This is a genomic window from Caldicoprobacter guelmensis, assembly GCF_016908415.1.
Taxonomy (GTDB): domain Bacteria; phylum Bacillota; class Clostridia; order Caldicoprobacterales; family Caldicoprobacteraceae; genus Caldicoprobacter; species Caldicoprobacter guelmensis.
This window is the reverse complement of record NZ_JAFBDW010000002.1, coordinates 219,281-241,917: the sequence shown is the minus strand read 5'-3', so window position 1 is coordinate 241,917 and position 22,637 is coordinate 219,281. Positions and strand designations below refer to the sequence as shown.

Annotated in this window: 23 protein-coding genes and 2 pseudogenes; 8 read left to right on the top strand and 17 right to left on the bottom strand. The window is 43.5% G+C overall.

Annotation, left to right across the window (positions count from 1 at the left end; translation table 11 throughout):
* The 13 genes from def to JOD02_RS03620 form a co-directional block, all read right to left on the bottom strand.
* A complete protein-coding gene (gene def, locus JOD02_RS03680) occupies window positions 1–444 on the bottom strand; it encodes a peptide deformylase (RefSeq protein WP_394355738.1) in 444 nt (147 codons plus the stop codon).
* A gap of 33 nt (window positions 445–477) precedes the next feature.
* Window positions 478–2,742: a primosomal protein N' gene (gene priA, locus JOD02_RS03675; protein WP_204487011.1), complete on the bottom strand. Its 2,265-nt coding sequence runs from the start codon at window positions 2,740–2,742 to the stop codon at window positions 478–480.
* Between the two features lie 47 nt (window positions 2,743–2,789).
* Window positions 2,790–4,010, bottom strand: coding sequence for a bifunctional phosphopantothenoylcysteine decarboxylase/phosphopantothenate--cysteine ligase CoaBC (gene coaBC / locus JOD02_RS03670; protein ID WP_204487009.1), 1,221 nt, complete (start codon window positions 4,008–4,010; stop codon window positions 2,790–2,792).
* A 1-nt stretch (window position 4,011) separates the two neighbouring features.
* Complete coding sequence (gene rpoZ / locus JOD02_RS03665) at window positions 4,012–4,221, bottom strand: DNA-directed RNA polymerase subunit omega (RefSeq protein ID WP_394355737.1); 210 nt, start codon at window positions 4,219–4,221, stop codon at window positions 4,012–4,014.
* Complete coding sequence (gmk, locus tag JOD02_RS03660) at window positions 4,221–4,832, bottom strand: guanylate kinase (protein ID WP_204487360.1); 612 nt, start codon at window positions 4,830–4,832, stop codon at window positions 4,221–4,223. Before gmk ends, rpoZ begins: the two co-directional genes overlap by 1 nt.
* 21 nt (window positions 4,833–4,853) lie before the next feature.
* Window positions 4,854–5,144 (bottom strand): extracellular matrix/biofilm regulator RemA, encoded by a 291-nt coding sequence (gene remA, locus JOD02_RS03655; protein WP_204487006.1) that lies wholly within the window; start codon window positions 5,142–5,144, stop codon window positions 4,854–4,856.
* A gap of 22 nt (window positions 5,145–5,166) precedes the next feature.
* Entirely contained in the window at window positions 5,167–6,045 is an 879-nt protein-coding gene (locus JOD02_RS03650) for a YicC/YloC family endoribonuclease (RefSeq protein ID WP_204487004.1), read from the bottom strand.
* Window positions 6,046–6,221: 176 nt separating this feature from the next.
* Window positions 6,222–7,223: an AIR synthase-related protein gene (locus JOD02_RS03645; protein ID WP_204487002.1), complete on the bottom strand. Its 1,002-nt coding sequence runs from the start codon at window positions 7,221–7,223 to the stop codon at window positions 6,222–6,224.
* A gap of 162 nt (window positions 7,224–7,385) precedes the next feature.
* Window positions 7,386–9,851 (bottom strand): peptidoglycan-binding protein, encoded by a 2,466-nt coding sequence (locus JOD02_RS03640; RefSeq protein ID WP_204487000.1) that lies wholly within the window; start codon window positions 9,849–9,851, stop codon window positions 7,386–7,388.
* 160 nt (window positions 9,852–10,011) lie between these two features.
* Window positions 10,012–12,009, bottom strand: coding sequence for an NAD-dependent DNA ligase LigA (gene ligA / locus JOD02_RS03635; protein ID WP_204486994.1), 1,998 nt, complete (start codon window positions 12,007–12,009; stop codon window positions 10,012–10,014).
* A 45-nt stretch (window positions 12,010–12,054) separates the two neighbouring features.
* Window positions 12,055–14,382: a DNA helicase PcrA gene (gene pcrA, locus JOD02_RS03630; protein WP_394355736.1), complete on the bottom strand. Its 2,328-nt coding sequence runs from the start codon at window positions 14,380–14,382 to the stop codon at window positions 12,055–12,057.
* Window positions 14,383–14,517: 135 nt separating this feature from the next.
* A complete protein-coding gene (locus JOD02_RS03625) occupies window positions 14,518–14,664 on the bottom strand; it encodes a hypothetical protein (RefSeq protein ID WP_204486991.1) in 147 nt (48 codons plus the stop codon).
* A gap of 115 nt (window positions 14,665–14,779) precedes the next feature.
* Window positions 14,780–15,106 carry a YerC/YecD family TrpR-related protein gene (locus tag JOD02_RS03620; protein WP_243426315.1) on the bottom strand — a complete coding sequence of 109 codons (327 nt, stop codon included), beginning with the start codon at window positions 15,104–15,106 and terminating at the stop codon, window positions 14,780–14,782.
* Window positions 15,107–15,506: 400 nt separating this feature from the next.
* Between JOD02_RS03620 and JOD02_RS03615 the strand changes: the two genes are divergently transcribed.
* Complete coding sequence (locus JOD02_RS03615; RefSeq protein WP_204486989.1) at window positions 15,507–16,016, top strand: LysM peptidoglycan-binding domain-containing protein; 510 nt, start codon at window positions 15,507–15,509, stop codon at window positions 16,014–16,016.
* A gap of 83 nt (window positions 16,017–16,099) precedes the next feature.
* Here JOD02_RS03615 and JOD02_RS03610 read toward each other — a convergent pair whose 3' ends face one another.
* The 4 genes and pseudogenes from JOD02_RS03610 to JOD02_RS11430 all read right to left on the bottom strand — a co-directional run.
* Window positions 16,100–16,738 carry a single-stranded DNA-binding protein gene (locus JOD02_RS03610; RefSeq protein ID WP_204486987.1) on the bottom strand — a complete coding sequence of 213 codons (639 nt, stop codon included), beginning with the start codon at window positions 16,736–16,738 and terminating at the stop codon, window positions 16,100–16,102.
* Between the two features lie 94 nt (window positions 16,739–16,832).
* A complete protein-coding gene (locus JOD02_RS03605; RefSeq protein WP_204486985.1) occupies window positions 16,833–17,609 on the bottom strand; it encodes a polysaccharide deacetylase family protein in 777 nt (258 codons plus the stop codon).
* 127 nt (window positions 17,610–17,736) lie between these two features.
* A pseudogene (locus JOD02_RS11870) lies at window positions 17,737–18,067 on the bottom strand (DUF2442 domain-containing protein).
* 19 nt (window positions 18,068–18,086) lie between these two features.
* Window positions 18,087–18,209: pseudogene (locus tag JOD02_RS11430) on the bottom strand (DUF4160 domain-containing protein); the annotation flags it as partial.
* A 393-nt stretch (window positions 18,210–18,602) separates the two neighbouring features.
* Here JOD02_RS11430 and JOD02_RS03595 point away from each other — a divergent pair.
* The 7 genes from JOD02_RS03595 to JOD02_RS03565 all read left to right on the top strand — a co-directional run bounded on the left by JOD02_RS03595 (window position 18,603) and on the right by JOD02_RS03565 (window position 22,616).
* Window positions 18,603–19,106 carry a Na+/H+ antiporter subunit E gene (locus JOD02_RS03595; protein ID WP_204486983.1) on the top strand — a complete coding sequence of 168 codons (504 nt, stop codon included), beginning with the start codon at window positions 18,603–18,605 and terminating at the stop codon, window positions 19,104–19,106.
* Complete coding sequence (locus JOD02_RS03590) at window positions 19,096–19,356, top strand: monovalent cation/H+ antiporter complex subunit F (protein WP_204486981.1); 261 nt, start codon at window positions 19,096–19,098, stop codon at window positions 19,354–19,356. Before JOD02_RS03595 ends, JOD02_RS03590 begins: the two co-directional genes overlap by 11 nt.
* Window positions 19,353–19,661: a monovalent cation/H(+) antiporter subunit G gene (gene mnhG, locus JOD02_RS03585; protein WP_204486980.1), complete on the top strand. Its 309-nt coding sequence runs from the start codon at window positions 19,353–19,355 to the stop codon at window positions 19,659–19,661. The genes JOD02_RS03590 and mnhG overlap by 4 nt, the downstream gene beginning before the upstream one ends.
* The gene (locus JOD02_RS03580) at window positions 19,658–20,197 is read left to right on the top strand and encodes a hydrogenase subunit MbhD domain-containing protein (protein WP_204486978.1); all 540 of its coding nucleotides are present in this window, start codon (window positions 19,658–19,660) and stop codon (window positions 20,195–20,197) included. Before mnhG ends, JOD02_RS03580 begins: the two co-directional genes overlap by 4 nt.
* A gap of 6 nt (window positions 20,198–20,203) precedes the next feature.
* Window positions 20,204–20,608: an MnhB domain-containing protein gene (locus JOD02_RS03575; protein WP_243426314.1), complete on the top strand. Its 405-nt coding sequence runs from the start codon at window positions 20,204–20,206 to the stop codon at window positions 20,606–20,608.
* Window positions 20,609–20,672: 64 nt separating this feature from the next.
* Window positions 20,673–21,011, top strand: coding sequence for a cation:proton antiporter subunit C (locus JOD02_RS03570; protein ID WP_207754213.1), 339 nt, complete (start codon window positions 20,673–20,675; stop codon window positions 21,009–21,011).
* Window positions 21,012–22,616: a complex I subunit 5 family protein gene (locus JOD02_RS03565; RefSeq protein WP_204486976.1), complete on the top strand. Its 1,605-nt coding sequence runs from the start codon at window positions 21,012–21,014 to the stop codon at window positions 22,614–22,616.
* Window positions 22,617–22,637: the final 21 nt, after the last annotated feature.

Below are 22,637 nucleotides of genomic sequence, written 5' to 3'. Positions count from 1 at the left end.
TTATCCCTCCACCAGCGTTCCCGGCACCACTTTATCGATGAACAGTATCCCATCCAGGTGATCGATCTCATGACACAACGCCCGGGCAAGCAACCCAGTCCCAGTGACCTCTATTTGTTCCCCTTCTCTGTTTAAGGCCTTTACCTTTACCCTTTCAGGGCGTATAACCTCGCCTCTTATCCCAGGGATGCTCAAGCACCCTTCTGCCCCCCGTTGCTCCCCCGAAGATTCCACAATCTCGGGGTTGATAAGCTCGATCAAGCCTTCGCCCACATCAATCACTACCACTCTCCGCAATATACCCACCTGTGGAGCTGCCAAACCCACCCCATCGGCATGCCTCATGGTTTCAGCCATGTCATCAAGCAGCTCTAAAACCCTTTTATCTATCTTCTCAACCGGTTTGGACTTTTTGCGCAACACATCATCCTTGCCGTATATCATAATTTTTCTTATTGCCAAAATGACCATCCCTTTCTATAGCAGACTCAATGGATGAAAATCCACAATGATGGTTTCCTTAACGCCAATAAACCATTCCAAATATTCATCCACCAGGCCATGATACGCCTGCCTGTATATGTCATCAGGCTTAATCCTGATCAACACATGCCACCGATATTTATTGTTAATTCTCTCCAAAGGAGCAGAATATGCACCTATCTCATCCAATCCCTGCTTCAACACATAGCTACCATCAATCCTTTGCTTAAGCCAGTCTTTACTATCATTGGCAAGCTTTATTACATCCTCTTCCTTTTCACCCATTATCAATATCCTGATCATGTGTGAAAACGGAGGATACATAAACTGCTTGCGTATTTCTATCTCTCTGCTGTAAAACCCAATGTAGTCATGCCTTGCCGCAAACTGTATGGCATAATGCTGAGGCTGATATGTCTGTATTATAACCCTGCCGCCATGCGGTCCACGGCCTGCACGGCCTGCTACCTGAGTGATCAGCTGAAAAGCCTTCTCAGGGCTACGATAGTCAGGTAAATTGAGTACAGTATCGGCTGCAATCACCCCCACAAGCGTCACACGTGGAAAATCTAGCCCTTTGGCAATCATCTGCGTACCTAGTAATATATCATATAGCCCTTCTCCAAATGCCTTCAAAATTCGCTGGTGTGCCCCTTTGGTAGAAGTAGTATCCATATCCATCCTTATTACCCGAGCTTGAGGGAATAATTTCCCGATTTCCTCCTCAGCCTTTTGCGTCCCTATCCCAAAATGCTTGATATACTTGCTACCACAGGCAGGGCAGACATTGGGATAGGGATGAATAGCTCCACAGTAGTGGCACTTTAAGCTGTTGTCATAAGCGTGATAGGTAAGCGATATATCGCAGTTGCTGCACTTTACCACAAATCCACATGAGCGGCACGAGACGAACTGGGCATAGCCCCTGCGGTTAATGAGCAGGATGGCCTGCTGGCCTTTTTGCAACACATCTTTCAAGGCGCGGTAAAGCGCACCGCTTAATATGCTGCGATTACCTAGCTCTATCTCCTTACGCATGTCCACAATTTCCACGGGAGGCAAGGGTTTCTGGTCTACCCTATACTTCATCTCTATTTTCTTGTATACGCCCTTTTGTGCCAGGTAATAATCGGTTATTGCGGGTGTAGCACTGCCCAGCAGTAACACAGCCCCCTCTAATTCACATCTCTTGCGAGCAACATCCACAGCGTGGTACTTGGGCTGCATATCCGATTTATAGCTGTCCTCATGGGCCTCATCGATTATGATAAGGCCAAGCCGCTCAAAAGGCGCAAAAACAGCCGAGCGCGCCCCTACCACGACATCAACCTGTTGGTTTCTAATCCTGCGCCATTCATCATACCGCTCACCCAAGGACAAGCCACTGTGCAGTATGGCCACACGCTGCCCAAAATGGCTTTTGAAGCGTTCCACCGTCTGAGGAGTCAAGGATATCTCGGGTACCAATACAATGACCTGTTTATTCAAGGCCAGAGCTTTTTGTGCAGCCTGGATATACACCTCCGTCTTCCCGCTACCGGTCACGCCCTGGAGCAGAAATTTGCCGTACCCCTTGATGAGTGCTGTCTCCAGCTCTTCAACAGCCTGCCTCTGCTCCTGAGTTAAAACCTTAGGTTGTATCCCTATATCCGGCTCATAAGCCCAGGGATCGCGGTACACCTCCTGCTGCTCTATGCGAATCCAACCCCGCTTTTCCAGGCTTTTTATGCTTGACAGGGGCGCTCTGGTCGCTGCCCTCACCTCTTCAAGCGGTATGCCATCCTGTTGAGCCAGCAACCTTAACACATCTGCCATATATTGCGACTTGCTAGCAATATAACTTATATGCTCCTCCACCAAATCTCCTGGGTCATTCAAAAATACCAACTTTTGAGCCTTTTTTTTAATGTTAGCCCTAAGCCCGGGAGGTACTATACACCTGATGGCATCTATAGTCAGACAGTGATATTCATCTTTCATCCACTCTATGAGAGGTATCATATGCCGAGGGAGTACGGGATAGTCATCCATAACTTTATTTATAGCTTTGACCCTCTCAGATGGTATATCGGTTTCAGACTCCAACATAATCACATAACCTTCCACCTTCCTATTTGAAGGGCCAAACGGCACCTGAACCCTTGAACCCACTTGAACCTTTTCCATTAAATCTTGGGGCACAAGATAAAGAAATACCTTATCAAGCGAGGGATGAGCCTGGTCAATTATCACACCAGCATACACCACTTCGCCCTTCACAAAACTCCCCCTCATCTAAATAAAAAGGGTACACACAAGGTACCCCTTTAATTTGACACCCGCCTCAAAACAGGGATGCGCTTTATAACCTCGTCTATTATCCTGTGTGCAAATTCTCTCTTATCCATTTGAGGAATGGCTATAACCTCGCCTTCACGGGTAATCAGTAAACCCTCATTTGTATTTTTCTCAAATCCTGCTCCATGGCGGGTTACATCGTTTGCCACTATGAAGTCAAGGTTTTTCTCTCGCATCTTCTTTCTGGCATACTCCTCAATATTCTCGGTTTCGGCTGCAAACCCTACCAGTATACGGTCGTCCTTGCGTCTGCCCAGTTCTTTCAATATATCCGGATTCTTTATCAGCGTCAAAATCAATCTCTCGCTGTCCTTTTTTATCTTGGTAGGACAGTAAGCCTCAGGACGATAATCCCCTACCGCCGCAGCTTTGAAGACTATGTTGCATGAGGGGAAGAGCTCCATTACTTTTTCAAACATCTCTTGGGCCGTCTCAACCCGGTGAAGCCTCACGCCTGGCGGCGGAGATAGTAATACCGGGCCTGACACCAGCTCCACGTCAGCTCCCCTTTCAGCACACGCAGCAGCAATGGCATAGCCCATCTTACCTGACGAAGGATTGCTTATAAACCGTACAGGATCCAGATATTCCCTTGTGGGACCCGCAGTTACAAGCACCTTTAAACCCTTTAAATCGCTCTTCCTCGAGAAATAATTATCTATCTCAGCAAGTATATCCTGTATATCGGCCAATTTACCCTCTCCGTAGTCCCCACAGGCCAGCCTTCCGGCAGCCGGCGGTATGAACATATATCCCTTGCTTCTTAAAAAGCTTATATTCTCCTGGACGATGGGATTGGTGTACATATTGGTGTTCATGGCAGGGGCAAATATGACCTGTGCTCTGGTAGCCATGATGGTAGTGGACAAGAGGTCATCGGCTATACCGTGGGCTACTTTACCCAAAATGTTGGCAGTGGCCGGCACCACCACCACCAGTTCAGCCCACTTTGCAAGGGATATATGGTCTATCTCCCAAGCCCCTGGCCTGGAAAACATGTCATAATAAACCGGATTGCCTGAAAGAGTCTCCAAGGTAAGAGGCTTTATGAATTCCATGGCATGGGCCGTCATTATGACTTTTACCTGAGCACCCTTCTTAACAAGAGAGCTTACAACTTCAGCCGCCTTGTATGCAGCAATCCCACCGGTTATGCCGATAAGGATCCTTTTATCCTTTAGAACTTCCATATCACTTTATACCTTCTTTTGTTCGCCTATATAATACTTTGCCTGCGTTTATTTCCTCAGTGGCAATGGTAACAGGCTTGCTGGACTTGGTCGAAATCAAAGGCTTAGCCCCTGCAACCAGCTGCCTTGCACGCTTTGCCACCGCCACAGCAAGGGTATAACGGCTGTCAACCTTTTTCATGAGGTCATTCAGCGACGGATAAAGCACTATCAACCCCTCCCTGTCAATTCTAAATACAGCTCTTTGTTTCGGTCCACACGGCATTTTTCGGCCAACACAATGGCCTCCAGCTTGGCCACAGCACTTTCTACCGTATCATTTAGGATAACGTAATTATACCGAGAAATATAGTTCAATTCCTCATAGGCGCTTTGAAATCTCTTATATATGGTCTCTGCATCCTCCGTCCCACGCTTTACAATGCGCCTCTTAAGCTCCTCCATTGAAGGGGGAATTACAAAGATGAACACCGCTTCTGGGAAACGCTCCTTCACCTGCAGTGCTCCCTGTATATCGATCTCCAGTATAACATCTCTACCGTCAGCCAGCTTTTCCTCAACAAATTTTTTAGGGGTACCGTAATAATTACCATAAACCTCAGCATACTCTAAAAATTCGCCATTTTCTACCATTTTAAGAAAAGTTTCCTTATCCCTAAAAAAATAGTTAACCCCTTCCTTTTCTCCAGCCCTGGGTTTACGGGTGGTCACAGACACAGAAAGTACGGCATGGGGATTTCTCTCAAGGTAAGCATTGCATATAGTACCTTTACCAGCACCCGAAGGACCTGATACCACTATCAGTAGCCCTTTACTGAACATGGTGAACCCCACTGCTTATCTTTACTCCTCTTCTTCCTCTTCAGACACTGTCGAAATAGAAGCCGTATTGTCTTTGGCATTGACACGATGGGCTACCGTCTCGGGTTGCACAGCAGACAATATGACGTGGTCGCTGTCGGTAATTATGACAGCTCGGGTCCTTCTCCCATAAGTAGCATCAATGAGCATACCCCTCTCCCGCGCCTCCTGTATGATCCTCTTTATAGGCGCCGATTCGGGGCTGACAATGGCTATAAGGCGATTTGCTGATACTATATTCCCAAATCCTATATTAACCAGCTTAATACTCATTACCCCACTCTCCTTTTCAGCCTTACTCTATATTTTGAACCTGTTCCCTTATCTTCTCTATTTCGCTTTTAATATCAACCACAAAGTTAACTATTATTAAATCATTGGCTTTAGAGCCGATGGTATTGACTTCCCGGTACATCTCCTGAATCAGGAAATCAAGCCGCCTGCCTACAGGTTCACTTGCTTCGAAAGCATTTCTAAACTGCTCGAGGTGGCTAAAGAGCCTCACTATTTCCTCCGTTATGCTACACCTTTCAGCAAAGTACACCACTTCCATGTTAAAGCGGTTTTCATCCAGCTCAGAGCCCTGTAGCAGCTCTTTGAGCCTGTTTTTCAGCTTGTCTCGGTACTCATCCACAACTTGAGGAGCTCTCTGCTCAATACACTTTACCATGGACTCTATTCTGCTTATCCTCACCAGCAAATCCTTCTTTAGGTTCTCGCCCTCTTTCCTGCGCATATCCTTTACCTGGCATAGCACCTGCTCCATAAGAGTTTTTGCCATTTCCCTGAGCGTCTCCTGGTCTTCCTCCACTTCATTGATGACAAAAGCCTCGGGTATATGAAGCAAAGACGATACGGAGATATCGTTGGGTAGATTTCGCTCCCGTGCCAGCTTATTAAAACAAGACAGATAAGCATCTACAAGGGGTTGGTTGACCTGTACATCGACAGCATCACTTCTATAGCTGGAATAGCTTACATTCACCTCCACCCTACCCCTTGACAAATGCTGTTGGACCATCCCTCTTATATCCTCTTCCAGGAAAGATAAGGTGCGCGGCAGTTTGACATAGACATCTAAAAACCGATGGTTCAGCGTCTTAATCTCTATGGACATCTCTCTTCCTTGGTCCTCTACCTTGCCTCTGCCAAACCCCGTCATGCTGTAAATCATATTACCGTCTCCGTTTCTTTGTTTTGTATTATAGTCTTGAAATTCCCAAATTATGACGGATTTATAAAAGCTGACTTTTAAAATTTAGGCTCTTTTTAATTCTACTACACTTTCGGAAGATTCAATCAGTATTATAACACAATTCATACTCATTAAAAACCGTCTTTTTTACGCCATCATGGTAACTTTTCTGAAAAGTTCAGCGCTTTATACAGATGATCTGCATCCGGTGCTTCGAGGGGAATGCGCCCCTCCTCAGTAAGCAACCATTTGTCAGTACCGTCAATAACCTTGCCTACCACCACAGCCTCAACCCCATTCTGATTGAGCAACTCAACCAGTTTCTTGCCTTCCGGCACTACTATCACCATGCAACCGCTGGAGATAAGCCTCAACGGGTCTATCCCGAAAAAGCGACAAATAGCTGCAGTCTCAGCGGCTATAGGTATCTTGCTTACGTCTATCTCAACCCCTTTACCCATAGCCTCGCTGATTTCCCATATAGCCCCCAGCACACCCCCTTCGGTTGCGTCATGCATCCCGTGTACGCCAAAAGAGCTGGCAAACCTGCCTTCCTTCATAACGCTGATGAATTTTATAAAGCCCTTTGCCTTTTCAATTAGTTCCTGAGAAAAATGACGTAGAAGCAACTCCTCCCTATCATGCGCCAAAATGGCGGTACCCTCCATCCCCGCTTTTTTGGTGACCACTATGTCGTCTCCCGGTTGAGCATTTGCAAAAGATATCACCTTTTCCTTCTTGACCTTGCCAATAGCTGTCAGGCACAGCACCATTCTGGAAACAGCATCCGTAACCTCTGTATGGCCCCCCAGAATATCTATCCCAAGTTCCAGGGCTGCTCGTTCAGCATCTGTTACCACCTGCTCAATATCTACAGCTCGGGCATCTGGCGGAGCTAGAATGGTAAGCGTCACTCCCACCACTTCCGCTCCTGTGGTCACTATATCGTTGCAACATATGTGAACCCCTATGTATCCCATTTGGCTGGAAGCCCCGGTTATTGGGTCGCTTGAGATTATACACAACTCATCGCCAAAATCCACTATGCTGCAATCTCTGCCTATACCTGGCCCCAATAACACATCCTTGCGCTTAATTGTTAACTTCGAAATAATCTGATTTTTTAAGAATTCATTTGATATTTTACCTATATTCACTTCTTTCCTCCGTTTAACACATAATTGCTTCAAATATTTGCTTATAATATTGTACCACTATTTGACTGAAAGTCAAACAGTTTTTAGGGCACAAAAAGCCCCAGCTTTCTCTAAGGGCAAAAAAAGAAGCGGGCCTTCATCAAGCCCGCTTTCCTATGCTTTTTATCTTTTATAATACTCCACAATTCCTTTGTATATGCCAGCAGCCACGTCCTCACGGGTCTGTTCATTGATTAACAACGCCCTATCGTTGGGGTTATTGATGAAGCCCACCTCCACCAACACAGAGATCACGTTGTTTTCTCTGAGCACGCTGAAGTCAGCCTTATAAGGAACAGTGTACTTCTTAGAAAAATTGGTAGTGACATTAAGCTGCTGCAGCAGAGTAGTGGCAAACCTTTCCCTTTCAGCAGCATTGTACCCTTTGTAGTAGTCTACATTGACGCCGTATGTGCCGTTGTAGGAATACGGCCCGTTGTCCCTGTAAAATACGCTGATACCTGAGCTTGATGTCTGCTCCTCTGTAGCAGTCGAGTTGCAGTGCAGAGAGATAAACAGGTAGTCATTCTGGTATTTCTGGCGTGTAAGGTCAAAGACTTCAACTAAATCGGAAGTTGCATATCTTTTTCCATTTATAAGCTGTCCTGCATATATGCCTACTCTGTCTGCTAGTTGAGGATTCTTTAAATAAACCTCGAACTGCTTTATTCTCTCACTGTACAAAGCAATTTTCTGGTTCAATTCATTTAACCTTTTGCTTAACACCTCAACCTCTTTTCTTAAAGAATTTATCTCTTCTTCCAACTTTGGTATTATTTCTGCCGGCTCTTTTGTAATTTTTTCAAGCAGAACTATAGCCTCTTCGGTTTTTTCTATATTTACCTCCAGTTCCTCTAATTGACGGGATATTAGGTCCAGCTGCGTTTTAGCAAGGTCCCTCTCAGCTTTTACTCTTACCAACTCAGAAGCCAATAAAGCTAAGTCTTCTTCATATTGTTTCACAACCATTACCAGAGAATTAATCTGTAAATCCACATCCTTAATTCTAGCGTCTAATACAGCCTCTTCGGTTTTCTTTTGTCCCAGTAGCGTTTCAGCTTCCTTTAATTTCAGCTGAATTTGTCCTATTTCTTGTATAATAACTTCTCTATTAGGATGGCCTTCCGGCAATTCATTAAGCTGCTTTTCCAAGGACTGTAGCCTTGACTTCAATTCGTTAATTTGCCCTTGAATTGTACTAATTTCAATAGTAAGCTTATCTTTTTGCTGTTGAAAATTATTTTTCTGGGAAAGAAGATCTTCCAACAACTTTTTATGCACATCCAATTGTTCCTTTTTAGTTTGATGTGCATCGTAGATGCTCAAATATAGCGAATCTTTTTGCTCAAAGGTTACCTTGACCACAGCCTGTTGAGATATTAAATTGCTCTTTTGAAGCTGGTACTCCTCTAAATTGCGTTTATATTCAATTAACGCTTTTTCTCGATCCCCAACAGCCAGTTCATACAGGGCCTTTTGTTGTTCTTTGTCTTTCATAGTTATTTCTTTCTCATACTTGTTTTTCTCTATATTTTCCTTTTCCTTTTTAAGAGAATCCAACTCAACCTGAAGAATATAGGTATTCACCAAGGCTGACCTGTAAAATAGAGAATAATACCTATCATCAGGTCTGGTAAGTATCACCGTGGCACCAGCTTCTTCCAATATACGTTTGAGCCTCAAAGCTATATCGAAGACTATGTCCTTTTCCTTGACAAGTCCGTAACCCGGATGTTCTCTAGTAGCCCCAGGATCTCCTCCATCCTTTGATTCCCCACCGTGTCCAGCATCCACAAATATCACCTTGCCGACTAATGTCCCCGGTATACCGTGAAATTGCGTAAAACCAGAACTGGGTTGCGGTGGCTGTGGTTCAGGCCCTGACTGCGGTTGTTGTGGTGGCAATGGTTCAGGCTCAAGCTGCGACTCCTGAGGTGGTTGCGGTTGTTGCGGTGGCTGTGGCTGAGGCTGCTGATTCTGCGGTTGTTGCGGTTGTGGCTGTGGATTCCGTGGCTGCTGTACAGGAAACAGCTTAGCAATGGTCTGTGGTCCCACTATACCATCTGCTACCAAACCGTTATCCTTCTGAAAAGCCATCACTGCTTGGCGCGTCTTTAAGCCAAAGACCCCATCTGCTACACCGCAGTTGTACCCCAGCTCATTGAGCCTCTTCTGCAGCGTCACCACTTGACTTCCCCTGCTGCCCAACTTTAGCGTCGTCGTTATAGGTGCAGTTGAGCTTCCACTTCGCGAAGGCAGCTCTGGTGCAAGTGTAGATGATGAGCCGCTGCTTCCAGAAGATCCGGATAACGTTTTAGCCAGCTTGGCCAGCGTTGCCGGGCCGGCTATGCCATCTTGCTTAAGGCCATAAGCTTTTTGAAAACTTTTCACAGCTGCTTCTGTTTTAGGCCCAAAAATACCATCAGCACTACCCTGCAAAAACCCTAGTTTTATGAGCTGCTGCTGAAGTTGCTGCACAGCTGATCCACGACTTCCTCGCCTCAACAAGGTTGCTCCCAATGCTTGCTGCGGGAGTAGTGCTGATAGCATAAGCACAACAAGCATACATGCCAAAACTCGTCTCCCCAATACCTCACCCCCTTCCCCTTATTAAATTTGTTATTACAGATTTACAAAACAAGAAATGACAAAATTACCATTATTATCTTATATTTGAACAGAAATCTACTAAAAATATTTAAACATAAATCTACTAAAAAATCAATATTTGAAGAATAGTAAATTGGACCTATTTTATGCCCAATAACTGTTTAAACTCTTCTTCATTTAATATGGCAATACCCAGAGCACGGGCTTTTTCCAGCTTGCTACCTGGATTTTCACCCACCACCACATAATTAGTCTTCCTACTCACGCTGCTTGAGACCTTACCACCCCTTTCCTCAATGAGGCGCGTTGCCTCATCGCGGGTATAGCTGCTCAATGTACCCGTCAAAACAAAGGTCAACCCTTTTAGCGACTCATCGCGACGCACCACGCCTGGCTGCTCCATAAGCACTCCGGCAGCTTTGAGCTTTTCTATAACCCTTATATTTTGCTCTTCATTAAAGAAAGCTTCTATGCTTTCAGCGATCTTATTACCTATCTCTTCAATCTCTAGGAATTCCTCTTTCTTGGCTTTCATGATCCTATCGATATGACTAAAGTGTTGTGCTATAAGTTGTGCGGCCCTTGCTCCCACCAGCGGAATTCCCAAGCCAAACAACAGCCGTGCCAGCCCCCTGTCTTTGCTCTGCTCAATAGCCTCCAGTAGGTTTCTGACCGACTTGTTACCCATCCTCTCAATTCCTATTAAATCTTCATATTTTAAGTAGTAAAGGTCGGCCACATCCTTGATTATTCCTCTATCAATCAGCTGATTTACCATAGCTGGCCCCAGACCTTGTATATCCATAGCATCCCTGGAGGCAAAATGGATCACCAGCCGTTTTATCTGTGCCGGGCAGGCGTTTCCCGTACATCTTGCTGCAACTTCGCCTTCAAGCCGTACAACATCAGCTCCGCATACCGGACAACGCTTGGGCATCACAAAAGGCTTCTCATTCCCGGTTCTTTTCTCCTTAACAACCTCCACCACTTCGGGTATCACATCCCCAGCCTTACGGATAATCACGGTATCCCCGATACGTATGTCCTTTTCCTTTATATAGTCCTCGTTGTGGAGGGTAGCGCGCGAAACTATAGACCCTCCTACCGGTACCGGGTCAAATACCGCAGTAGGAGTCAAAACGCCCGTCCTTCCCACCTGCACAATTATATCGCGTATCACCGTTTCCTTTTGCTCGGCAGGAAACTTATATGCAATGGCCCATCGAGGATTCTTAGTAGTAGCCCCTAGCATGTCCCTCTGCCGTAAATTATTGACCTTTATCACCAGGCCATCTATGTCAAACCAAAGCGAATGCCTCTTTTCATGCCACTCAAGGCAAACATCGATGACTTCGTCTATACGGCGCGAACGGTACAAAACAGGTGAAACCTTAAAGCCCATCTCACGCAGCAAGTCAAGAGCATCACAATGGGTTTCCGGCATTTGGCTACCCTCTATGTACTGAAGGTTAAATATGAAGATATCCAATGGCCTTGAAGCCGTCACACGGGGGTCAAGCTGCCTTAAGGAACCTGCTGCGGCATTCCTCGGGTTGGCAAATAAAGGCTGCCCCTCTTCTTGCCGCTGTTGATTTAGCACCTCAAAATCCCTTTTGGACATAAAGACCTCTCCCCTCACCTCAAGGGTAAAGGGCTTGAGAAGCCTTAAGGGAACGCTTTTTATAGTCTTTAAATTTTCAGTCACATCCTCTCCGGTAAAGCCATCTCCACGGGTAGCCCCCCGCACAAATACGCCGTTTTCATACCATAAAGCTACCGACAGCCCGTCTATCTTGTACTCCACGACATACTCGACATCATCGCCCACAACGCTTCTTACCCGACGATCAAAGTCTTTAAGCTCACCTTCGCTAAAGGCATTGGCCAAGCTAAGCATGGGCACCCTGTGCTGTACTGCTCTAAAGGCCTTTGAAGGCTGTCCCCCCACCCTCTGGGTGGGCGAATCGGGAGTAACAAGTTCAGGAAACACCTGCTCCAGCCAAGTCAGGCGCTTCATGAGAGCATCATATTCTTCATCGGAAATCACCGGCTGGTCAAGGACATAGTAATAATAGTCGTGCTTCCTTATCTCTTCCCTCAGCTTTTCTATCTCTTCCCTTGCCTGCTTTACGTCCATACACACCACCACACCATCTTACCTAAAGTTATTTTGCTATACAAATTAAAGCTTTTTAAGCGGAGCCAGATTGGCCATAAACTTCTTTATGCCGCCTTGCTCAAAAGCGATTTGAAGGCGAAGGTCATCACCATCACCGTCCATAGCAACGATGGTTCCCACGCCAAACCTCTGGTGTAGAACCTTATCCCCCAGCGCAAACCTGGAAGACGAGGCGCCAACAGAAGAATCCGCCTTTCCTTTTGTTGCCCTTGCCGGCAGGTCAAATCTGTCAGATGAGTCAATGCTTGTCCTCGATTTAAACACCAAATCTCCTCTACCAAAGGCATATCCTCGATCCACAGGCTCTACTAGATCTTCAGGAATCTCACTTAAAAATCGCGAGGGCATGCTCAACATGGAGCTGCCGTAAAGCGTCCTATTTTGAGCATAAGACAGATAAAGCCGCTGCTTAGCCCGGGTAAGACCTACATAACACAGCCGGCGTTCCTCTTCCAGTTCATCAGGGTTGTCCACAGCTCTAGACAGTGGGAATAACCCCTCTTCCATGCCGGCTATAAAAACGACCGGAAATTCCAGCCCTTTTGCGCTGTGCAGCGTCATGAGTACCACAGCCGACTCGTCCTCGCCTACCTGGTCCACATCGGATACAAGTGCAATATTTTCCAAAAAGTCTACAATATTTGCGCCTTCATTGGCCTCTTCAAATTCCCTGGCAGCAGAGATGAATTCCTTTATGTTTTCCAGGCGCGCTAAAGCGTCCATGGTACCTTCGCTCTCAAGCTCTTTTACATATCCCGTTTCCTCCAGCACCGTGTTGATAAACTCCACTATCCCCATGGTATCCTTCAATGCAATAAGCCGTATTATGAGATCAATAAACGCCTTCACGCTGGCAGCAGCCCTGCCTGATAGCACCCCGTTTTTATCAAGGTCTATGGCAACGCCAAACATGCTTTCCCCCATATCTACTGCCGCTCTCTCAAGCGCTTCTATGGTGGCAGGCCCTATCCCCCTTTTGGGAACGTTTATTACGCGCTTTAAGCTCACATCATCAGCGGGATTTACAATGACGCGCAGGTATGCAATCACGTCCTTTATCTCTTTGCGGTCGTAGAACCGCAATCCCTTATATATACGATAGGGAATGCCATACTTTATCATGGCCTCTTCCAGCACGCGCGACTGAGCATTCACCCTGTAAAGCACTGCAAAATCTCCCGCCTTGTATTCCTCCTGCTGCATCAAATCCTTAATCTTACGGCATATGAAATCAGCCTCATCGTGCTCATCATATGCCTGGTAAATTCTTACCTTTTCTCCCTGCTTATGCCTGGTCCATAGCTTTTTTGGCTTTCGTCCCCTGTTATTCTTTATCACGTTGTTGGCGGCATCGAGTATTGTCTGAGAAGACCTGTAATTCTCCTCCAGCTTGATGACCACTGCATCTGGAAAATCCTTTTCAAATTCCAGGATGTTTCTAATATCGGCCCCGCGCCAGCCGTAAATCGCCTGGTCATCATCCCCTACAGCGCATACATTCCCATGAAACTCTGATAACATCTTTATGAACATGTACTGAGCCATGTTGGTATCCTGATACTCGTCAACCAGTATGTACTGAAACTTCTTTTGATAATAATCCAGCACATCAGGCCTTAAGCGAAAAAGTTCCACAGTTTTGTTTATGAGGTCACCAAAATCCAGGGCACAATTCTTTTTAAGCTTAGCTTCATAAAGCTGATATATTCGGCCTATATTCTCTTCTCTATAGCTATAAGCCCTGCTCATATACTCCTGAGGTCCTATCATCTGATCCTTGAGCCGATTTATTAAATCCCTTATCTCTTTGGGTTGATAATACTTTTCATTAAGGTCTAGCTCTTTGACGCAGTCCTTAATAACCGTCAGCTGGTCTGACTCGTCATATATCACAAAGTTTCGTGAATAGCCCATCTTGTCGATCTCCCGCCTTAGTATCCTGACGCAAGCGGAGTGGAAAGTGCTGACCCATATGTCATGGGCCGCTTCCCCCACTATATTAACTATCCTTTCCTTCATCTCTTTTGCCGCTTTATTGGTAAAAGTAATGGCAAGTATGCTGCCCGGCAATGCAACTCGGTAGCGTAGAAGTTCATATATGCGCTCAGTAAGCGGAAGTACCTTCCCACTCTCACGGCACAAACTCAAGTATTTTCCCATAGCATCTATATCCTGCACGCTTAAGCCCTTGGGCACATGGTCACTACCGTATGCACACCCAAACCTAAGAAGGTGTGCAATTCTATTGACCAGCACGGTAGTCTTACCTGAGCCGGCACCCGCCAACACCAGGAGAGGCCCCTGTGTGGTCAGCACTGCTTTCCTTTGCATCTCATTTAAATGCTGGTACTGCAGCTTAATTATTTCATCCCTCAAGGCACAAAACCTTTTCTTTATATCCTCTGTCATAACCTCTTCACCCGCTGTTCTAAATTGCCGCTTTAGAGCGACTGCTAGTTTGCTTTATTACTTTTTATCCACGTCCTCATGTACTGCTGCCTTCGGTTTAAACAGTAACCCTTTGATATCGGCCCTCAACTCTATCTCCGCAGAAAACACCTCTTTCTTTTTTGTAACAGCCGATACACTTGCTGTTCTGAAACCTATATCCATTCCTACTGTTATCGGTTGTATGTAGGTTGTGGTATTGTATAAAAGGTAGTTGACTTCTTTCAACCACAAGGGTGATAGAGCATAACAAAAAGCTAAGTATGCACCTCGCCAGTCTCTACTTTTTAGATATCCTATCAAGTACAATATTATATCCGTCCGACCCGTAAAGCAAAAATCTGTTAACCCGGCTTATGGTGGCGGTGCTGGCTCCCGTCTTTTCAGCTATCTCGCTGTAAGTCTTCTTCTCTTTAAGCATCCTGGCCACCTCCAGCCGCTGTGCCAGGGATTTGATCTCACTTACGGTACACAGGTCCTCAAAAAAGCGGTAGCACTCCTCCATCGTCTCAAGGCTTAGTATAGCCCTAAAAAGCTGATCCACCAGTTCATCCCTGATTTTTGAACGGTATTCCATTTCCCTGGCCCGTTCATCTAAACGGTACATAAGCACCCGTTTAGAAGGTTGGGGTATTTATAGTCCGCCCTTACAGCCGTTCCACCCCCAACAGGCGGTATTTGGAACGGGCTTGCATGCGAAAATATTTTAGCCCTCTGTTTAATACAGCACTCACGCGCAATGTATAATAACCATTGCTTCACCTAAAGTTTAAGATGTTTAAAGCGTTTTTCAAGATAGATGAAAGTATAAATCTCAATTTACATTAAATTAAAGCAACTGTGGAATTACTTTTTTAGGCATTTTATCCTTTAAAAACAATCACATTTCACTCTGAGGCTTTCATGCCTTCGATTTCATTTAGGGATAGTTGACAAAAAACAATCACATAACCTTGGTATCTCGCATATAGATATAATAATACAGCACCTAAAAGGAGGGAAAGCTAATGACATACATCGTTCAGCCAGGCGATACCCTCTACAAGATTGCACGGAAATTCAACACCACAGTAGAAGCCATCCTAGCTGCAAACAACATACCCAACCCAAATCGGATATATCCAGGACAACTGATTGAAATCCCTGAAGAACCTGCCCCTCCCACGAAAGGGTTCTACTACATCGTCCAGCCTGGCGACACGCTATATAAGATAGCACAGAGATACAACATACCGCTAGCTGAACTCATAAGGGCTAACCAAATTCCGCCTCCATATATCATTTATCCTGGCCAAAGGATATTCATACCAGGCGTTGAACCCCCTAAACCCCCACCGGGCGGCAAGGTGTACATCGTGCAGCCTGGAGATACCCTTTACAGCATAGCAGAAAAGTTCAATGTACCACTGGATGCATTGATTCGCCTCAACAACATTCCACGCCCTGACCTCATTTACCCCGGACAAAGGCTGCTCATACCTGCTCCCACAAGCAATATCCAAGAAGAACCCAAATAAAAGGGTTCTTCTTTATTTTAGCACATTGTACAAGCTTAGAAAAGGAATCAAGTGCAGAAAAAAATAAAGTGTCCGAAGACACTTTATTTTTGCTCGCTCACCACCTGAAGTTTTGAAACCGACACCTCATATGCTATTTTATCCTGTATCTCGCCGTTTGGCAGTTTCTTTTGATAAGGCCGGCTCTGGATTCTACCCCATATCCTGATACGCTGCCCCACCGCAAGATTTTCAGAAAACCGCGCATTCCTCCCCCACAATATGACAGGGATATAGTCGGATTTATTATAGGACCTGTTGACAGCCAACAGCACATCGGCTATCTCCCTATTAAGCGGTGTGGTCCTATAAACCGGTGGTTTACATATATACCCATCAAGGTAAATCTGATTTGGATTTCTTATCCCTCGATACTCCTCCTCCTTCATGGATATGTCCTTTGCAAATACCGTAAGTATCAACCTGTTTTTCCCATCAATGTACTTGTTGTATGAGCGAAACTGTCCCTTTATTACAACTTTAGCCCCCACTGGAAGCGTGCCTATATCAATAAGTCTTTCAGATACTGTGACGGGTATAACATCGACATAACCACTGAGCCTGGGCACCGCCAGGGTGAAGTTATAGAAACCTTCGCCGTATATCTCGTGGGCAAAGACAGGCGGAGAGTCAACCGTCCCAGCTACCAAGACCTGGTTGTTTTCCGAAGTGTGTTCCAACATTATATCCTCTCCCTTCTCGGTATCATTTCATCCCCAATGCTTCATACTTTGTCATCTAAATTATAGCTATTCAATTGATGGGTGTTTTATTCGCTCACGTGCCCATTTTCCTTTGCCTACCCGTGTGGTCTATATAGTAATTATCCTTGTAAATAAGTTCTGATACCGGAACAATGGTGTAACCGTTCTGAATAAGATGATCCAATATGAGAGGCAAAGCCTGCACGATGTATTTGGCGTTGTTGTGGAAAAGCACGATGGAGCCATTACGCACCCTCTTGGTCACCTGATTAAACATGTGCTCAACGCCGTATTCCTTCCAGTCGAGGGAGTCCACATCCCACTGAATAGGATAATACCCCATCTCCCTGCATGTCAGGATTAGCCTATCGTTGTAGTCTCCAAAGGGCGGCCTGAAAAGCTTAACTGCTCGATCACCTGCCAGTTCCTCTATCTTCTTCTGCGTGGTCTCAATTTCCATCCGGATTTGCTGGCTGCTCAGCTGAGACATATGCGGGTGGGTGGTGGAATGATTACCTATCTCATGGCCTTCCGAAGCAATCCTCTTTACCTTTTCGGGATACTTATCAATCCAAAAACCTACCAAGAAAAACGTCGCTTTGATATTCCTCTTTTTCAATATATCAAGGATTTCATCGGTGTATTCGGCCCCCCAGGCTGCATCAAAGGATATGGCAATCTTCTTCTCATCGGTCTCCACCGAGTATATAGGCAGTTCCCTCTTGGTGTTTAAAAACACGCTTATGACATCATACTGTGTGGTCTGGGTATATACTATGGAGATTATAACCAGCACAAGCACCACAAGCGTGCGTATGGCCTGTATTCTGGATACGTATATGACCCTCATTAAAAAGCACCTCGCTTACAACACCTTGCTATTAATTTATTGCATTTAAGTAAAGTATATGACAGAAAAGAGCAGGAACTGAACATGTGTTTTGTTCAGCCCCCGCCATGCAGTGGCATATGAAATTTTAGACTTCCGAGTTTTTTATATTATAACGCTGAAATAACTCTTTTGGCTCTTCGACATCAGGACAAGTTTCGTATAATACCAATGAGTCTAGGTCAAGACATCTACTGGTATCATAGTTGCCTTCTATATCCCAAGCTAAAGTTCCATTTAGTGCTGTATAGATCTCCATAAACGTTTTTTTGTCTTTGAGTTTTGTAAATACCCCTTTATTAATGATTTCTTTCGCATCATATAGCTTTATCGAGCCGTCATCAAAATATATATATATAAACTTTATAATCTTCCGTAGGAATTACCTGAACTACTTCCGGGAAATAATTATTATCCATTTTCACTCCTCCTTTAAACTCAGACTAAAGGGGCTATTCTGTTTAATGGTTGATACATCTTAGCTAACTCCCAATTTTGCATTAATTCATCTTTATGCAGCTCTAGATCTCCCCATGCCAATACCAACTTTAACTGTCTCTTAGAGTAAAGCAGTTGGATATGGTAGAATGGGTCGTAGTCTTATTTGCATCTATTTCCATCATTCCTTTAATTGAACTGTACAAGATGATAAAAAACGTTGTATTAAAAAAGTGATTAAACTTAGTCCAATACTACAATGTTGATTTATCAAAGACCCTACCTTTGTCTAAAAACAACCATAACCCTTTCTTTATCCTTCATTCCACCTGAAAGGGCTAATTAGCATGCAGGGTCTCATCCTTGCACTCCGGTTCAGCGACGCCGTGCCACCCCAATCGGTATGACACGACCGCGGGTCGCCCCACCTCCCATATCCATTTACATTTATTAAAAAGTATGTTATTCTTTTAAAGAAAGATGGTTCATCTATGGTATGTGGGGTGATGAGATGTTGTGATTCTGAGAAAATTCTTGCATTATATAGAAGTTATTATAATTCTTACAGTATTTTGGGTTGTAATTAATGAAAAAATTACTTTTATACAGGTTGTTTCTGGTATTGTTTCGAGTTTTATTGCAATACTTTATACTGAAAAATATTTGCTTAAGCAGGACTATAAAAAACTTTATATTTTTAGTTTAAGAAACTTTATAAAATATCTTGCCTATCTATTTGTTCAAATTTATGCATCCGGGTTTACCGCTATTTACAGGATGCTTACTCACAAAATTAATGTTGGAATTATTGAATATGAAAGTGGGTTGGATAACGACTTTCTGCTCTGTATTCTTGCCAATTCAATTACCCTGACTCCCGGAACTGTAACCGTTGATAAAAATGGAAAAAAGCTGAAGGTGTTGTGCTTGAATTGTCCTGAAGATGGTCAAAATTTGTTGCAGCAAAACATAAGGGTTAAATTTGAGAACCGTTTGAAGGGGGTAACTGATGAGGTTTGAGAACATCGTTCTCATGGTATTGACGATTTTGGGGGTAGCTTCTCTTGTCAGGGCTATTTTGGGTCCTACTGTGTGGGACAGAATTTTAGGGGTGAATTTGCTGTCTTCAAAAATTGTAATGGTTATAGTGGTGTTCGCTTTTTTAGTCAATAAATCATATTTGCTGGACATTGCTATTATATACGCGCTGTTCGGCTTTGTTGGTATTGTGATGATTTCGAGGTTTATTGAGAAGCGAGGTGAGTTATGAGGGAATTAATAGGCAACATACTGATTGTTGTGGCTTTGGTGTTTATATTTTCAGGAGTATATGGACTTTTTAGATTTAAAGATTTTTATCCCCGCATTTTAATATCTTCAAAAGTGGATACCGTAGGGCTGATTACATTGATGCTGGGTATTGTTGTAAAATCGGGTTTAAATTTTTTCAGTTTAAAAGTGCTTATAGTGATGGTGTTGTTTGTTATAACCAATCCGCTTTCAACCCATTCAATAGCCCGATCTGCGTATAACAGTGGCTATAAGATTAAGAAGGAGAAGTCAGAGAAGCTATGATTGTGAAAATTTTTCTCATGGCAATGATGGTATTTGCATTATTGTCTGTCAAGGCAAGACAATTACGGACGGCAATAATATATTTAGGGGTTTTTTCGTTGATAAATGCTGTTGTATATATTTTTTACGGAGCCCCTGACGTATCGTTAGCGGAGGCCATAATAGGCAGCACTTTAGCCACTATTCTGTATTTAATTGCCATTAAGAAATATAACCCTGTTATGGTTTATCATATTCATGAAAATAATACATTTTCGTTAAGCAATTTGTTTGGTAAAAAACGCGGTATGTTGTTAGGCGGCGTGTGTATTATTATGTGTTTTTTAACCTTGGGTACTTATATTAATACTATTGAGCTTACCGGAACGCCTGCATGGGATTATTATGTAAGGTTTTTTAAACAGGATACTGGTGCAGGCAATGCTGTAACAGCAATTTACCTGAACTACCGGATTTTTGATACGCTGTTTGAAGCGTTGCTGCTGTTGGTCAGCGTAATTGCAGTGATTTATTTTTCATGGCGAGGTGGGGAATAGTACTGTATGATGGATAGTAAAACAACTAATACCAATTCTGAAATTGTAGCCAGAATAACCGGTTCGCTTTATCCTTTTATATTGCTGTACGGCTTTTATATTATCATAAACGGGCATGTAACTCCGGGTGGTGGCTTTCAGGGAGGAGCCGTATTGGCTGCTGTATTCATGAGCCGGTATCTTTCCATGCCGTTATTCGATATCAATATTGCTGTGCTTCAGACTCTGGAAAAAATATTTTTCGTATGCATTGTTGCGGTGCCTGTATTTTTTATTTTTAATCAGTGGAGATTTAACGCTGATTTTTTCAATTCAATGTATTTTATGGTTATGAATGTTCTAATTGGATTTAAAGTGTGCTGTGGTATATCAATAATATTTTTTAGATTTATATTTTACGAAGGCAAGTGATGACAGCGTGTTGCTCCAGGTATTGCTCAGGATGCAGCATAATTAAGGGAGGGTGGTATAAATATTGTTTATAGGTGAAGTTGTAAGCTTCATAATATTTTTTATCGGCTTATATGGCTTAATAGCCAAAAGAAACATTGTAAAATCAATAATCTCTCTTGAAGTCATGGAGACGGCGGTAATATTGTACTTCATTTCATGCGGGTTTAAAGAAGGGTTGCTCCCGCCGATTGGAGATGTTTCGCCGCATCAGATGGCCGATCCGCTTCCCCAGGCGCTTATGATAACTGCTATTGTAATAGGAGTAAGCTCTACGGCTATAGCTTTGACTATGTATATTCATTTATACCGTAAGTATGGTACGGAAAATTGGGAAGAGGCTATGAAAAAAAGGGTGAAATAAATGGTACCTTTATACGTTCTCATACTGTCTCCTATAATATTCGGCGCATTATTGTTTATAATATCCGGTAAATATTCCAGGTATGCTGCTTTGGTATTTCAGTGTTTACTTGTACTTGCAGCCATATACAACTTTATACGGCTTAAAGGCTCGGACAGTCTTATATATATGGAGTATTTAGGAGGCTGGAGCAGTACCGTTGGAATATCACTTAAGCTGGATTTGATAGCAGCAGTGCTGGTGATTTTAACTACAGTTTTGTTTATGGCTATGCTTACTTTTGACATTAAAAGCACCTATGTTAACAGGCTGTTTTTGATGCTGTTTCTCATTCTGGAAGGTTTAATAATAGGTATATTTGTTTCTCATGACTTTTTCAATGTTTTTGTATTATATGAAGTGTCTACCGTTGTTGTAAGCATACTGATCATGTTTCAGAAGGCTAAGCAGTCGATATATGATGGGATGATATACCTGCTTACCAATCTGGTTGCCATGGTGTTTTTCCTGTTTGGAACAGCAATTCTTTACAGAATGCTTGGCGTTCTAGATTTTGCACTTGTGCAGGAAAGAATGTATCTTTTGCAAGATTTGAGCAGCTTAATCCTGCCTTATGCTTTTATAATCACGGCTCTGAACTTAAAAACTGCACTTATGCCTCTTTTCAGCTGGTTGCCCAGGGCTCACGCTACACCCAGTGCTCCCTCTATTATATCCGGAATATTATCAGGTCTGTTTGTAAAAAACGGCGTTTACTTGTTTTTGAGGATTAAAAATATTTTTGATCCGTTTATTGATGTGACAGACCTCTTTCTGTTGTTGGGATTTTTAACTGCAGTTGTTGGTTTTGTGCTCGCCATTTCCCAGAAAGATATAAAGCTTATACTGGCTTATCATACAGTTTCCCAAATAGGACTTATCGTAATGGGACTAAATATGAATAACGAACAGGCTTTTTGGGGTGCTGTTTATCATATAATTAACCATGCTGTTTTTAAGTCTGTACTTTTTCTTACAGCAGGTATAATAAGCAAGGAATACGGTACACGAAATATATATGAGATACGGGGGGCATTAAAAAGTATGCCTGCTGTTTCTGTTGCGGCAATATTAGCTGTTCTTGGTATTACCGGTGCTCCGTTTTTTAATGGCAGCATGTCCAAGTACTGGATTGCATATGGAGCAAAAGATTCCATCCTCGAGATGGGCATTATTATTATAAATCTTGGTACAATAATATCTTTCGTAAAGTATTCTAAAATATTCTTTGGACAATCGAATAAGACATCAATAGATGTATTAATGGTACAAAAGGTTACTGTTGTGAGTATGGGGCTTATGTGTCTTGCCGGTGGTATCTTTGCCAAGCAGTTTATAGGCTTTCTTTTTAATCAGTATTTGTTGGTGGAGCCGATTTCGTATATGGAAAAAATAGGAGTGTTTATGCTTAGTCTTTTGATAGGAAGCTTTATCTATTTTAGGGTCATAGAAAAATACAAATTGCTTAACAAGGTAAAATCGTTTGAGCTGTCGTTTAACGATATATGTTTAATGATTTTTCTATTCTTTTCATTTGTTTTTTTATATTTGAAAATCAAGGCGTGACTTCCTCCTCCAATAAATTTA